The organism is Streptomyces sp. GMY02, assembly GCF_019056675.1.
Lineage (GTDB): Bacteria > Actinomycetota > Actinomycetes > Streptomycetales > Streptomycetaceae > Streptomyces > Streptomyces odonnellii.
Map to the genome: position 1 here is coordinate 8,467,235 of NZ_CP077658.1, position 12,870 is coordinate 8,480,104.

The window sequence follows — 12,870 nt, forward strand, 5'->3', positions numbered from 1 at the left end:
CCCGTGCTCGCCGCTCCTCCTGACCGCTTACCGCGGCTGCGCTGCGGTCTGGATCAGGTTGCCGCAGGTGTCGTTGAAGACGGCGGTGGTGACAGCGTCCATCGCCAGCAGCTCCTGGGTGAAGCGGACGCCGAGGGCCCGCAGGCGCTCGTACTCCGCCTCCATGTCGGGGACGGCGAACTGGGCGAGTGGGATGCCGTCCTTGACCAGCGCGTCGCGGCAGGGCTTGACGGCCGGGTGGCCGGCGGGCTCCAGGAGGAGTCCGGCGCCGTCGGGGTGGTCGGGCGCGACGACGACGGTCAGCCGCCGGGCCTCCTCGCCCAAGGGGACGTCGTGCTCTTCACGAAGCCGATGAATATCGGTGTAAGGTGCTGCGCTGCAAACCGTGCCGCGCGAGTGCAAGAAGCCCGTCCGGGAGGGATTCACCCGCGACCGCGACAAGGGATGGGTAAGCCTCCGATAGCGCGTCCAATAGTGCGCTACGTTGCCCCAGCAAGTCATCACCGTTCTTGAAATCAGCTACCTCGGCTGAACATCTGGGTAGGCGGGGTCACTCGGAAGGATGCTCCGCAACGGCTAGTGCCCTCGATACGGTCACTGTGTGGCAGAAGTCCCTGTGGACGAACACGGAAATCGTTTGTGCCTGTGGTGCGGTGAGTCGATCGGAAGACGCTGCGACGCGTCGGGGATGCTCTTGGCCTCCGGCTGCCTGGTACGCCCCGAGAGAGGGCACGTGTCGGCAGCTCGGCGTCCACTCAGCAGCAGAGCAGTTTCGCCGGTCGTGTCAGGCGAGGCACGCCTCGGCCACCGCGGTGTCCTCGGCGACCTGACCGCCGGAGGCGCCGACTGCGCCGATGACGCGGTCGCCGCTGACGATGGGCAGGCCGCCGCCGAAGGTCACCAGGCCGCCGTTGGTGACCTCGATGTTGTACAGATCACCGCCGGGCTGTGACAGCTCGCCGATCGCCGCTGTCGGCGTCCTGAAGAAGGCAGCCGTCCTCGCCTTGCGGATGGTGATGTCGATGGAGCCCAGCCAGGCGTCCTCCATCCGGGAGAAGTGCAGCAGATGACCGCCGGCATCCACCACGGCGATGTTCATGGGCACGCCCATCTCGGTGGCCTTGGCGATGCCCGCCGCCGTGCGGTCCATCGCTTCCTGCAGCGTCAGAGCAGTCACTGTCCCTGGTCCCTTCCGGTGTTCGCGGTGTCGCGCCGGTCCGCTCGGGGGCCGCGGCGGGCGAGTTGATTGGCTGCGGGTGCTCAGCGCAGGCTGTACGCGGCCGGCCTCATCCACGGGCCTGTGAGGTGCTCGAACCCCTCTGTACAGCCCTCGGTACCCGGTACCACCTGCACAAGCAGCTCAAGCACGGGGCGGCGCTGGAGGCGGCGCTGCAGGAGGCGGGATTGCCAGCTGGCGGGACAGAACGTCACAAGCCCGATCATCACCGTACCGGGCCCCGACTCCGCCGCCGATCCCATCGCCTTCTTCGGCCCCGTCGTGTCTCCCTATCGCGTTCCGAGTGATCGTGGGTTGTCTCAGGGATGCCCGTGCGCTTTGCCTGTAAGGATCCAAGGCGCCGCCGGTTCCCGACGATCCACGGGTCAGAGGGTTTGGTCATGCTGTCGGCGGGCGGCCCGGATCTCCTCGCGGTGGGTGTTGGCCCATGCGTCCAGCGCGGTGAGAGGCACGAGCAGAGTCCGGCCGAGTTCGGTCAGCTCGTAGTCGACCCGGGGCGGCACGGTCGCGTGCGGGGTACGGGTCACCAGCCCGTCGCGGACCAGTGCGCGCAGGGTCAGGGTGAGCATGCGCTGGCTGATTCCCTCGATGGCGCGATGCAGCTCGGTGAAGCGGTGCAGGCGCCGGCCGAGAAGGACGACGATCAGCACGCTCCATTTGTCGCCGACCAGGTCGAGCACGTCACGTACAGCGCAGTCGTCGGTCGTCTTGATGGTCTCGGGCACATCCATGTGCGTGGCTGACATCAAAGTGCCTCCTTCCGTTCCCCGCCATGCTGCCGCAGGATGGGGCTACGCACAAGAAGTAACCATTGGAGTTCACATGCGCACTTCACTTCTGGACGAAGCCGCTGAGCCCGGACCGCGGCCGGATTCCGCGCCGTCCCGCGAGAGGCCGGCCCCCGCCCTGGTCGTCCTGGGCACCGAGAACGCTCCCGTCTGCGCGGACGGGGCGTGCCCGCTGTGAGCCGTCGGCGGCGGCTGCGCATCGAGGTCTGGTCCGACATCGTGTGCCCGTGGTGCTACCTCGGGAAGCGGCGGCTGGACAAGGCACTCGACCGGTTCGCCCACGCCGAGGACGTCGAGGTGGTGTGGTGCAGCTTCCAGCTCGACCCCACCCCCGCGACGGCCTGCGGGAGCCTGTGTACGAGACCCTGGCCAGGAAGACGGGAGGCTCGCCGGCGGAGCTGCACGCCATGACCGGGCAGCTCGTGGCGCTGGGGGCGGAGGAAGGGCTGGCCTACGATTTCGACCGGGCCGTGTCCGTCAACACCTTCGACGCCCACCGCCTGAGTCACCTCGCCCGTCTCCACGGCCTCGGCGCGCAGATGCACGAGCGGCTGATGCGCGCTCACCTCGTGGAGGGCGAGCTGGTCGACGACGTGGAGACACTCGTGCGGCTGGGGACCGACGTAGGCGTTCCGGCCGACAAAGTGCGCCAGGTCCTCACCGGGGACGCGTTCGCGGCCGATGTCCGTGAGGACATCCGCGAGGCCCAGGCGCTCGGCGTGACAGGCGTGCCGTTCTTCGTCCTGAACCGCGCGTACGGCGTCTCCGGCGCGCAGCCGGTCGACAATCTCCTGTCCGCACTCCGCACCGCCGACGCCGCATCGAGTCCCGCGGCCCGCTGACCGTACACCGCGCGCAGCACCGGCCTGGACGGCCACCGGGGCGCCCGCGGGATGCCGTTCATCACCGTCGGCCACCCGGAACCATCACCGTCGGCGACCCGGAACACGGCCGCCGGGGCCCGGGAAGCCGACGCCACTGCTGCTGCCGGCTCTCCTGCCACACACGCCGGACGCGATCCGCGCCGTCCCCGTCCCGGCCACGCCGGACAAGGGCGGTCCCTGCGGTCCGCAAGACCGCGCAGTCCCCCTCCACAGTCCCCCCTTCCCTATGACCACCGCCCCCGCGCCTTCGGCGGCGGCCGGCTCCCGCCGCGCCGTCAAGGGTGCCCAAAAAAGGACACCGCACCGACATGCCGTATCTGCTCGACATCGACTCCTCGGCCACCCCCGGCAACGGATCGGTCTCCCGCCGGATCGCCCGTTCCTTTCGCGACGCCTTCACCGGCCCCGTCGTCCACCGCGACCTTGGCCTGGCACCGGTCCCGCACTTGACCGTGGAGGGGATAACCGCGCGCAGTACGGAGCGCGCCGGGCACACTCCCAGCCAGGCCATGGCACAGGCAGTCCAGGACGAACTCATCGAGGAGTTCCTCGGTGCGAGCGCCTACCTGTTCACGGTCCCGCTCTACAACCTGACGATGCTCTCTGTGTTCAAGGCATGGCTGGACCAGGTCATGGTGTTCGGACGGACCCTGGACGCCGGCGCCAATCCACCCTCCGCCGGCCGCCCCGCCACCGTCATCACCGCCCGGGGCGGCGGCTACGGCCCGGGCAGCCCCAACCACGGCCTGGACCACCTCGTACCGTCCCTTTAGGACATCCTCGCCAACCCCCGCATGCTCGGCCTGGACCTGCGCGTGATCGTGCCCGAGCTCACCCTCGCGCCCGTCGTCCCCGCGATGGCCGAGCTCGTCCCGCTGCACGAGGCGGCCATGGCCGACGCGCACCAACAGGCCGTCCAGCAAGGCGAACTCCTTGCAAAGCGCCTCGCCGCCTGAACCGCCTGAAGCGACCGACCCCCTATCCCCCCGCGCACCGCACCGGCGCCGAACGCAGAAGCCCGGCTTGGAGCCCACCGGGACCGCATTGAGGCGCACATGCCCTCATCAGCACCGGCCCTGACCGTCAATCCCCTTATGGCAGAAATCCATTCACTCATCGAAGGCGCCTCAGCAGAGATGAACGCCTATGTGATCGCCGAATCCAGGATCTTGGACTCCGAGAGTGGCGCGTTGGCGCGATACGTCGAGATCGCGCTGCCCTCGATCAGCCGGTACGACGGACGCGTGATCGCCTCCGGCGGGTCACCCGAAGTTGCGGAGGGGCACTGGGAGCCCGACGTGACGTTCGCCGTCGTCGAGTTCCCGGCAATGGACCGCGCGCGGGAGTGGTACCACTCCGGCGAGTACGCCGGCGCGCTTGAGATCGCACGGACAGAGATGAACCGGTGCCTTGTCTTCTCGGAGGGCTACCCCGCGAACATTTGAGAGGTGCCGGGCGGCCGCCCGAGGCGGAGTGGGATTCTGTTCCCTGCCCCCAACGCCGCAAGGACGTCCGAGCCTGTCGGGAGACAATCATCTGACCGCTCACGGGCGTGCGCAGGTGCTCCGGCCGCGCACGGTTGGCGGCCGGAGCCTGGCTGATGATCTAAGGAAGCCATCGCTGCCTGCTGGGAGAGCGCTACCGCCGACCTCGTGGCGAGGGAGATGGACCAGCCCGGCGTACGACTGCGCTACTACCTGAACCGGCGCCCGCTCATCACCCTCCACGTCTCCCACACCGGAGCAACCCAGCGGTCCTTGACCCGACTGGCCCTCAAATGCCGAAGTCAAAGCGCGGCTTGTAGTCCCGCAGGATCCATCCGGTGAGGAGTTACGTGACGGGCCCGGCGCCCGCGGCCACGTCTGGCTTCGTGCATCTCCAGGAGTAGCAGTTGTGGACGGGTTCGGGAGACGGTTGGGGATGGCTCGGTGTGCGGATATCGATGAATAATGACGGCACTGCCGGCTGGCGGAAGCCCGCCGCCGGTGAGGGCGGCGGGCCGGTGCCAGGGCTGTGTGATTGTTTGTGAGCCCCTGCCGCGGCAGGAAGCCCGCGCTGAGCAGTTGCACGAGCGGGCACGCAGCGCACTGACCGCGCTGGCCGACGCGACGGAGACCCTGGCTGGCGGGCACCCTTGAGTTCGACCATTACCGGCTCGGGAAGTCGAATGCGGTTATGGCCGTGGCCCGGGCCACGGCCATAACCGCGTGCAGGTGCATCTCGCGCGGTGGCCGGCGCCCCCGGGAACCTGGAGGCCCGCCCGACTGTGCGCGGCGCGCGAACGGTTCTCAGAGATGCTGACGAAGGCCGACCTGGACGTCAGCCGACCAGCTGTCGCTGAACTGCCTGAGCGTCGATCAGATAGTTCATCTCGTAGAAGCGCCCGTCACGGACCTTGTGGAAGGCGTATTCGCCGTACTCGACGGTGGCGCCGGTGGGGGGCAGACCGAACCACTCCTTCGCGGGCGTCCCCTTGTTGAACAGACGGGCCGCCACGCGATCACCCTCAATGGCGAGGTCCTGGACCCGCCAGGTGAAGTCCGGCACCGCGTCGCCGTGCCCCTCCAACTCGGCGATGACGTCGTCCCGCGTGACCGGCCGGCCGTTCATGACGAGCTCGTCGTGAATGAATTCGGTCATGCGCCGAAACTCGTGAGTGTTGAGTGCGTCGATGTAGCGCTGGAAAAACTCGCGCAGGTCGGTGTCGGACATGATGGCCTTTCTGCCGCTCTGGATTTCGGGTTGTGTCATTCGGGTCGCGTACGCCGATGTCAGATCTGGTTCTCGCCGCCGTCGACGTACAGGTTGGTGCCGAGGATGAAGCTGCTCCGCCCGGAGGCGAGGAAGGCCACCGCGTCGGCGACCTCGTCGGGGCGCCCGATCCGGCCCAGCGGGACACCCGCGACGAACTGGGCCTTGGTGACGGGCGCGTCTCCCTCGGCCACGGCGTCGACCGCGGGAGTGTCGATGGTGCCCGGGGAGATCGCGTTGACCCGGATACCGCGCCCCTTGAGCTCGTTGGCCCAGGTGCGGGCGAAGGACCGGATCGCCGCCTTGGAGGCCGCGTACGTGCCGAACGCCGTGACACCGTCGTCGGCGCGCACCGAGGAGTTGAGGATCACCGACGCGCCGTCGTTGAGCAGCGGCAGCGCCTTCTGCACCGTGAACAGCGTGCCCCGTACGTTGACGCCGAAGGTCTCGTCGAAGTGGTCCTCGGTGACTTGCTCGAGTGTCGCGAACGACGCGGTTCCGGCGTTGGCGAACACGATGTCCAGGCCGCAGCCCCGGGCGCGGACCGTGTCGTAGAGCCGGTCCAGGTCGGCCAGGCTGGAGATGTCGCCTACCACAGCGGTGGCCGCCGCCGGGCCGATGGTCTCGACGGCCGCATCCAGCAAAGTCTTGCGCCGGCCGGTGATGAACACGTGCGCGCCCTCGGCCGCCAGCCGAACGGCGGCGGCCAGACCGATCCCGCTGCTGCCGCCGGTGACGACGGCGGTCTTGCCTTCGAGCTGCCCCATGGTCAAGACCTCCATAGATTCGGTACCGATCGGTACTGAATGAGACCATAGCATCTTTCGCACCGACCGGTACAGAAGGAGTACGATCGACGGCATGAAGACGGGACAGAAGGCGCCGATCGGCCGGCCGAGGGGATTCGACACCGAGGAAGTCCTCGAACGCGCTATGCGGGTCTTCTGGGAACAGGGCTACGAAGGCGCCAGCCTCACCGACCTGACCGGCGCCATGGGTATCAACCGCACCAGCATGTACGCGGCTTTCGGCAACAAGGAGGACCTGTTCCGGAAGTGCCTGGAGCGCTACACGGAGGGTCCCGCCTCATACGGGGCCCGTGCCATGAGGGAACCGACCGCCCGTCAGGTGGCCACCGCGCTGCTCAACGGCGCAGTCCGGGCCACCACCGGCATCGGCAGCCCCGCCGGGTGTCTCGGTATCCAGGGATCCCTTGCCGCCGGTGAGCCGGGAAGCAACGCCCGCGACGCACTCGTCGCCTGGCGCGAGGAGCACGTCTCACTTCTCCGCGACCGCTTCCAGCAGGCCGTTGACGAAGGTGACCTGCCTCCCGACGCCGATCCCGGCCTGCTCGCCCGTCACCTCATGACCGTGGCGAACGGCATCGCCGTCCAGGCCGTCGGCGGCATCACTCGTGACGTCCTCCAGCAGGTGGCCGACATGACCTTGCGAAGTTGGCCGCCCGCCACGGGCCTGGCTCAGCCGGACGGCTGAGCTGACACTGTCCGCTTTGTTCGGAAGGGCAGACGGTCTTCGCCGGGTCCTCGGCCCGTGCTCGAATGTCGGCGAGACGGCAGGAGTCGGTGCGTTGTACATCCAGATCCGCCCGCGGAATCTCGTCATCACCCGCTTGTACGGATCCAGCATGGTCGCCTGGGGGGACAGCTTCTTGCGAGGCTCCGGCCAGGACGAGTCCAACGCCTTCCGTACCGTCCGCCAGGTCACGCCGTGCTTGCGCTCAGGCTCCCGCATCGACATGCCATCGTGAGGTCACGCCGGATCGCCGCGTACAGCTCGACCTTCGACATCTGCAGCATGACCAGGACCTTTCACCAGGAGCATCCCGATGCTGCCCTGGCGAGAACCCCGGCGCCTCCCGAGCTCATCAGCATCACCCGACCGCGGTTCGGAGCGTCTCCCAAACTCATCGACAAGTGACGTCACTACTGTGGTTCTGGCTCAGGTTTTGTGGCGGGTGACGCTCTGTCATTGCTCGATATCGAACAGCGGGATGGACGGTGATGGCGGAGCAAGGACTGCGCGAAGGCGGTTGAGGTTGGCTCGCCACTGCTTCCAGTCTTCCGGGTCGACCCAGTTCGAGGCCGGCCCGGCCTCCTCGCTGATGACGCGAGCGAGGGCTTCGTCCGCGAGCGTCCGGAGATCGTCAGGGAAGGCGGGCATGGGTTCTTCAGGGCCGTAAGGTGTGTCGATTGGGTCGCCGCCAGGGCATTGCACCGCAATCAGCGCCGCGGCGGCCACCGCCTCTTCTCCTTCGGCGAGCCAGCCGGTGGCGTCGACGGTGCGCGTGAGAATGCCTCGGACCAGTGCCTCACGCTCCTCGGGTTTGGCGTCGTCGAGAGCATTGGCGAAGTCCGCGGCCGTGTCGTTGTCGAAGGGGCCAGTGTCCCAGGTGCCCATTTTGATCTCCTCGTGTAGCTGCGCCAGGATCCTCGCATCAGCCGCCGACATTGCGAGCACTGTGCGAGCAGTACGCGCTTGCGAAGAAGGGCGAAGCCGGCGCGCCCGAACATCTGACGCTTGAGCATCTTGATCCGGTTGACATACGCGAGTGGCTCCGCGAGCGGGCGGCCACCGAGGCGCAGGACTTCGTGTGGCCGCGTGAGCGGGCCCCGGGCGGAGCGGGCCCGCCTGGATGCGGCCAGTGCCGCCGCGCAGCACCGGGCCGAGCGCGAGACCGCAGCCGCCGCCGACGCGGTGCGGCAGGCGCTGCCGTGCGAGGACTGCGGGCAGGACCGGTCGGGCGGGCTGTGCGAGGCATGCGACATCAGCCGGCGGACCGAGGACCTGACGGTGGAGGCCGGCCTGACTGCGGCCACCTGGTGCGCCGACCTGAACGATCCGGACGACATTGCCGCGCCTTCTACCGCGACGCCCCCGTCCTCATCTGCGACGAACCCACCTCAGCCCTCGACCCCCTCACCGAGGAAGCCGTCTGCGAACGCATCCGCACCCTCAGCGGCGGCCGCACAGTCATCCTGATCACCCACCGACTCGGCTCCACCCGCACCGCTGACCGCGTCATCGTCCTCGACGGCGGACGCATCGTCGAAGCCGAGCCCGGGTCAGTTCGCCGTCAGCTCCCCCGTCCCAGGAGGCCGTCCCAGGGCGTCATCGTTTGGGCTGGTCAGTGCCCATTCCGGCGTTCCAGCGTCCCGGAATGACTGTTTTCCATGGCGGGTGGAACAGCTCGTGGAACAGGCTGAGGCCGTCCAAGCGAACCGCTGGACGACCTACTTCCACACCCTGGAGAAGCTGATGCGTTCGCACCTCGCCACCCGCCCCGCCCGCCTCGCCCTGGCCGCAGTCGCGGCCGTGGCGCTCACCGCCACCGCCACCGGCGCCGCCACCGCCGCTGCCACCGCGGGCAGCGACAGGGACAGGGACAGGGACAGGGACAGGGACAGCAGTAACGTGCGGGACTGCGGCACCAACGACCTCTCCTTCAAGATCAGCTCGAAGACGCAGGCGGGCGGTTACCTCCTCGTCACCGCCAAGGCCAAGTCCGGCGTCACCTGCCACCTTGAGGGCATCCTGCCCACCGCTTTCTTCGGCTCCAGCCGCAACAGCCATGTGTCGCCCGCCCAGCACGCCGTCAGCGAGGGCGTCACCCTCTCCGGCTCCACCGCCGCCTACGCCGGTATCAACCCCAAGACCACCAACGACGAGAACGGCATCCAGTTCGGCCAGCTGTTTCTCTCCGTCGCGGGCGACGAGGACAACACCGTCACTCTCAAGCTCCCCCACACCGTCACGGTCGACCGGCCCATCGCCACCAACTGGCAGGCCGACCCCGCCGACGCCGTCCCGTTCGGCTGATCCCCACGCCAGGGCCGCCGCCGTGGTGCGGCGGCCCTGCCGGTGGACGCCGACGGCGAACCGCGCCGGAACGCCATCCGCCCCGCTCGGGCGGTCGTCCCGCAGACGACCCCACCGCATCTCGCCGATACGGGCGCTGCTCACCACAACTCGGCCGCCGTTTCAGGCAGCTTCTCCGCGAAGGCAGCGGCTACTCGCTGCTGGAACGTCACGGAGGCCGTGGCGGGCGGCGTGTTCCAGGAGGGCGAGGCGGCGGCCCCGTAGTGCCTGCCCAGCGTCTGGACCGTGCCCACCACCCCGCTGAAGGTGCTGGCCGAACTGGGCGACGCCCGGTACTTCGCCGCCATGCCCGAGGCCCTGCCGCGCCGCCCGATCCTCGGCTACGCCCCGCCGCTCGGGATCGTCCTGGATCCCTTCGGCGGCACCGGCACCACCGCGGCGGCGGCCAAGGCGCTCGGGCGCGTCGGCATCAGCGCCGACATCTCACCCGCCCACATCCGACTCGCCGCCTGGCGCAGCACGGCCCTCCCGGACACCGTCCGCCGCCGTACCGCCTCCCGCCGCTGAGGCGACACCAACCTCAGGCGACAACACACCTAAGCGAGCAGGGGCGTTGCTGCTGATGCTGATGGCGAAGTCCCGGCACAAGAAGCCGGAGAACGTCCGCCGCTACTTCAAGCTGTCTCCCGAGGCGCTCGCCGCGCACCAGACCAGCAAGCAGGCACGGTGCCGGAAGCGGGCCCGCGAACCGGAAGACGAGTTCGGCGACGGACAGGCAGCGACCGAGGGACTGCGGGCCAAGGCGGCGAATGCGCCGCCGCTTCCGTCCGGCGGCGGTACGGTCATGAAGCGGACGTGCTGCCGGAGCCGCCTCCGCTGCCGCAGCCAACGCCCCGTGCTCTGCGGGCTGTTCCAACCGGGGAAGCCGCCCGGTGTAGGACACCGTCCCAGTCGGACGAGGAATACGAAGGGCCGCGGCTGTCTCAGCAGCCGCTGTTCATCGGGGAGTGGCCGCCGCCGTCGCCGTACTGGTGATCGGCGTCTCGGAGCCCCTGACCGAGTACACAGGCATCCGACACTCGGAGACAAGCGTTCCCGTGAACTTGGGCGAACGCGCACCTGGTTCTCGGTATTGGGGACGCGGATTCGCGACTGTCAGTCGCCGGTCGCCTTGGATGCGCCGAGGGGGGAACGGTGCCGATCCACGATCCCCTCGACGATTCTCATCAGGCGGTCCCCCGCCCGATCGATGCTTCCGTTCTGCGTGCTGACCTGCGCGCCTTCGAGTACGAAGGTGATCTCGGCTGCGGCCTGCTCGGGGTCGGGCAGCCCCGCCTCGGCGCACATGCCGACCAGTCTGTGGGTCTGGTGGGCCTTGTGCTTCTCGATCACTTGCCGTGCGGGATGGGAGCGGTCGGACAGTTCGGCGAGGGAGTTGATGAACGGGCAGCCCCGGTGCGAGATGGCCGGCAATCCGTCGGCAATGAAGCGGGCCAAGCCCAGGATCTGCTCCCTGGGCTGGCCAGGATGTTCCATCTGGACCCGGTCGAAAGCCGCCTGGTAGTCGGCGGCGACGATCCGCATCCACTCCGCGACCAGCGCGTCCTTGGTTTCGAAGTGCCGGTAGATCGCCATTTTGGTGGTCTCGGCCCTCTTGGCGATTGCCTGGACGCCCACCCGCCGGATTCCCTCGCTTTGGAAGAGCTCTTCCGCCGCGTCGAGGATGCGCTCACGAGGCGGCAGTTTCGCCACCCTGCTCGGCCTTCTGATGGTCGATGCCATGACTACTCCGTGATGTCCGGTCGGGTGCGGACCCCTTGCCTCATTGCTCTTACGGTACCAGTCCGCCCCATGCGATACCGTTCGGTATCGTCGGGGACTCGGAAGTATCGTTCTTTCCGCTAGGAGTGAGAGTGAGAGTTACCGAGTACGTGAACTTCGACGCGATCGGGCTCGCGGAGCTGGTGGCCAAAGGGGAGGTGACCCCCACCGAACTGGAAGCAGCCGCACACGAGGCCGCGCAGGCAGTCAATCCGCAGGTCAACGCCATCGTGGAGACGTGGTCGACCGACGACGAGCCCACCCCCGGCAGCACACGGCTGGCCGGGGTCCCTTTCCTGATCAAGGACATCGGAGTCTCCATGGCCGGGCGGCACATGGAGCTGGGCAGCCGCCTTGTGGCCGGCAACGTCGCGCGCGCCGACTCCTCCCTGATGCTGCGCTTCCGTCGCGCTGGCCTCGTGACGTTCGGGCGTACCGCGACACCGGAGATGGCTTACAGCATCACGACGGAACCAGTGCTGTACGGCGCGACCCGCAACCCGTGGAACCTCGAACGAAGCGCGGGCGGATCCAGCGGGGGCGCGGCGGCGGCAGTCGCTGCCGGGGTGGTCCCGATCGCACACGGCACCGATGCCGCCGGCTCGCTCCGTATCCCCGCCGCCTATAACGGCCTATTCGGGTTGAAGCCCACCCGTGGCCGGGTCTCCCTGGGCCCCGACTTCGACGAGCTCTTCAGCGGCCTGGCCGTGCAGGGCAGCGTCAGCCGCACGGTACGCGACAGTGCGGCACTGCTCGACCAGATCCGCGGTCCGGAACCCGGTGACCCCTACTTCGCCCAGCAGCCGTCCCGGCCTTACGTGGAGGAAGTCGCCCGCCAACCGGGCTCGCTGCGGATCGGTGTCCTCACCCAGGCATGGGGCGGACGCCGCACCACCACACCGGTGGCCGACGCCCTCTCTCGCACCGTGCGTCTGCTCGACTCGCTCGGCCACCAGGTGGAGGAGGTCGAGGTCGACCTCGGGACCCGCTGGGAGGAGTTCGTGCTGGCCAGCGCCCGTCTGTTCACGGCGAACCTCGCGGCCTCGGTCGACGAGCTGGCTACCGCCTTCGACCGGCCCATCGACTCCTCCACCCTCGAACCGGTGACCCTTGCCGGGTACCACTACGGGCAGCGAGTCAGCGGCGCCCAGTTCGTCACCGCTCTCACGATCCGCAACCGGGTCGCCCGCAGCCTGGCACAGTACTTCGACGCCCACGACATACTGCTCACCCCGACCTTGCCGGAGCTTCCCATGCCCCTGGGCACCCTTGCCGAGAGCGCACAGACGCTGGACGGCCTCGGCTGGATCAGCCGCGTCTTCGACAGCTCGCCGTTCACCATGCCGTTCAACATGGCGGGCACGCCCGCCATGTCCGTGCCGGTGACGGCCGATGCCGAGACGGGGCTCCCGATCGGTATGCAGTTCGCCGCCGGATACGGCCTCGAAAGCCGCCTCTTCCGCCTCGCCGGCCAACTCGAACAGGCAAGCCCGTGGGCGGGCCGAATTCCCCCAGTGTGGGCAGGCAATCGCACGGGCCACTGAGAAGCGCT

19 protein-coding genes are annotated in these 12,870 nt (G+C 68.7%); 11 read left to right on the forward strand and 8 right to left on the reverse strand.

Going from position 1 to position 12,870, the window contains the following annotated elements; translation table 11 throughout:
• Positions 1-27: 27 nt before the first annotated feature.
• The 3 genes from KQY30_RS35735 to KQY30_RS35745 form a co-directional block, all read right to left on the reverse strand.
• A complete protein-coding gene (locus tag KQY30_RS35735; RefSeq protein ID WP_217310608.1) occupies positions 28-402 on the reverse strand; it encodes a VOC family protein in 375 nt (124 codons plus the stop codon).
• A gap of 382 nt (positions 403-784) precedes the next feature.
• Positions 785-1,177: a heme-binding protein gene (locus tag KQY30_RS35740; RefSeq protein ID WP_254407487.1), complete on the reverse strand. Its 393-nt coding sequence runs from the start codon at positions 1,175-1,177 to the stop codon at positions 785-787.
• A gap of 425 nt (positions 1,178-1,602) precedes the next feature.
• A complete protein-coding gene (locus KQY30_RS35745) occupies positions 1,603-1,983 on the reverse strand; it encodes a helix-turn-helix domain-containing protein (RefSeq protein WP_254407488.1) in 381 nt (126 codons plus the stop codon).
• A gap of 76 nt (positions 1,984-2,059) precedes the next feature.
• On the opposite strand from KQY30_RS35745, the gene KQY30_RS35750 reads away from it, so the two are divergent.
• From KQY30_RS35750 to KQY30_RS37015, 7 genes are all read left to right on the forward strand, one after another.
• On the forward strand, positions 2,060-2,203 hold the full coding sequence (locus KQY30_RS35750; RefSeq protein ID WP_217310609.1) for a hypothetical protein: 144 nt from the start codon (positions 2,060-2,062) through the stop codon (positions 2,201-2,203).
• On the forward strand, positions 2,200-2,436 hold the full coding sequence (locus KQY30_RS37630) for a DsbA family protein (protein ID WP_367997494.1): 237 nt from the start codon (positions 2,200-2,202) through the stop codon (positions 2,434-2,436). The genes KQY30_RS35750 and KQY30_RS37630 overlap by 4 nt, the downstream gene beginning before the upstream one ends.
• Positions 2,331-2,867: a DsbA family oxidoreductase gene (locus tag KQY30_RS35755; protein ID WP_254407489.1), complete on the forward strand. Its 537-nt coding sequence runs from the start codon at positions 2,331-2,333 to the stop codon at positions 2,865-2,867. The genes KQY30_RS37630 and KQY30_RS35755 overlap by 106 nt, the downstream gene beginning before the upstream one ends.
• A 350-nt stretch (positions 2,868-3,217) precedes the next feature.
• Complete coding sequence (locus KQY30_RS35760) at positions 3,218-3,682, forward strand: FMN-dependent NADH-azoreductase (protein WP_254407490.1); 465 nt, start codon at positions 3,218-3,220, stop codon at positions 3,680-3,682.
• Between the two features lie 21 nt (positions 3,683-3,703).
• On the forward strand, positions 3,704-3,865 hold the full coding sequence (locus tag KQY30_RS37010) for a hypothetical protein (RefSeq protein WP_254407491.1): 162 nt from the start codon (positions 3,704-3,706) through the stop codon (positions 3,863-3,865).
• A 138-nt stretch (positions 3,866-4,003) separates the two neighbouring features.
• On the forward strand, positions 4,004-4,354 hold the full coding sequence (locus tag KQY30_RS35765) for a DUF1330 domain-containing protein (RefSeq protein WP_254407492.1): 351 nt from the start codon (positions 4,004-4,006) through the stop codon (positions 4,352-4,354).
• Positions 4,355-4,525: 171 nt separating this feature from the next.
• Entirely contained in the window at positions 4,526-4,735 is a 210-nt protein-coding gene (locus tag KQY30_RS37015) for a DUF6207 family protein (RefSeq protein ID WP_302185377.1), read from the forward strand.
• A gap of 493 nt (positions 4,736-5,228) precedes the next feature.
• Here KQY30_RS37015 and KQY30_RS35770 read toward each other — a convergent pair whose 3' ends face one another.
• Together KQY30_RS35770 and KQY30_RS35775 are read right to left on the reverse strand one after the other, a co-directional pair.
• Positions 5,229-5,621, reverse strand: a complete 393-nt coding sequence (locus KQY30_RS35770) for an ester cyclase (RefSeq protein ID WP_217310610.1) — start codon at positions 5,619-5,621, stop codon at positions 5,229-5,231.
• Between the two features lie 59 nt (positions 5,622-5,680).
• Positions 5,681-6,427, reverse strand: coding sequence for an SDR family NAD(P)-dependent oxidoreductase (locus tag KQY30_RS35775; RefSeq protein ID WP_217310611.1), 747 nt, complete (start codon positions 6,425-6,427; stop codon positions 5,681-5,683).
• Between the two features lie 94 nt (positions 6,428-6,521).
• Here KQY30_RS35775 and KQY30_RS35780 point away from each other — a divergent pair, with 94 nt between their 5' ends.
• On the forward strand, positions 6,522-7,154 hold the full coding sequence (locus tag KQY30_RS35780) for a TetR/AcrR family transcriptional regulator (protein ID WP_217310612.1): 633 nt from the start codon (positions 6,522-6,524) through the stop codon (positions 7,152-7,154).
• Positions 7,155-7,646: 492 nt separating this feature from the next.
• On the opposite strand, the gene KQY30_RS35785 is transcribed toward KQY30_RS35780, so the two are convergent.
• Positions 7,647-8,078 carry a DUF4259 domain-containing protein gene (locus KQY30_RS35785; RefSeq protein ID WP_217310613.1) on the reverse strand — a complete coding sequence of 144 codons (432 nt, stop codon included), beginning with the start codon at positions 8,076-8,078 and terminating at the stop codon, positions 7,647-7,649.
• A 792-nt stretch (positions 8,079-8,870) separates the two neighbouring features.
• Here KQY30_RS35785 and KQY30_RS35790 point away from each other — a divergent pair.
• Complete coding sequence (locus KQY30_RS35790) at positions 8,871-9,497, forward strand: DUF4232 domain-containing protein (RefSeq protein ID WP_302185354.1); 627 nt, start codon at positions 8,871-8,873, stop codon at positions 9,495-9,497.
• A gap of 140 nt (positions 9,498-9,637) precedes the next feature.
• On the opposite strand, the gene KQY30_RS35795 is transcribed toward KQY30_RS35790, so the two are convergent.
• The gene (locus KQY30_RS35795) at positions 9,638-9,793 is read right to left on the reverse strand and encodes a hypothetical protein (protein WP_217310614.1); all 156 of its coding nucleotides are present in this window, start codon (positions 9,791-9,793) and stop codon (positions 9,638-9,640) included.
• Here KQY30_RS35795 and KQY30_RS35800 point away from each other — a divergent pair.
• Positions 9,783-10,064: a DNA methyltransferase gene (locus tag KQY30_RS35800; RefSeq protein WP_217310615.1), complete on the forward strand. Its 282-nt coding sequence runs from the start codon at positions 9,783-9,785 to the stop codon at positions 10,062-10,064. The two genes, KQY30_RS35795 and KQY30_RS35800, sit on opposite strands and share 11 nt — an antisense overlap.
• Before the next feature lie 588 nt (positions 10,065-10,652).
• Here the strand turns inward: KQY30_RS35800 and KQY30_RS35805 are convergent.
• Entirely contained in the window at positions 10,653-11,279 is a 627-nt protein-coding gene (locus KQY30_RS35805; RefSeq protein ID WP_217310616.1) for a TetR/AcrR family transcriptional regulator, read from the reverse strand.
• Between the two features lie 131 nt (positions 11,280-11,410).
• Between KQY30_RS35805 and KQY30_RS35810 the strand changes: the two genes are divergently transcribed.
• Positions 11,411-12,862, forward strand: coding sequence for an amidase (locus KQY30_RS35810; protein ID WP_217310617.1), 1,452 nt, complete (start codon positions 11,411-11,413; stop codon positions 12,860-12,862).
• Positions 12,863-12,870 lie beyond the last annotated feature (8 nt).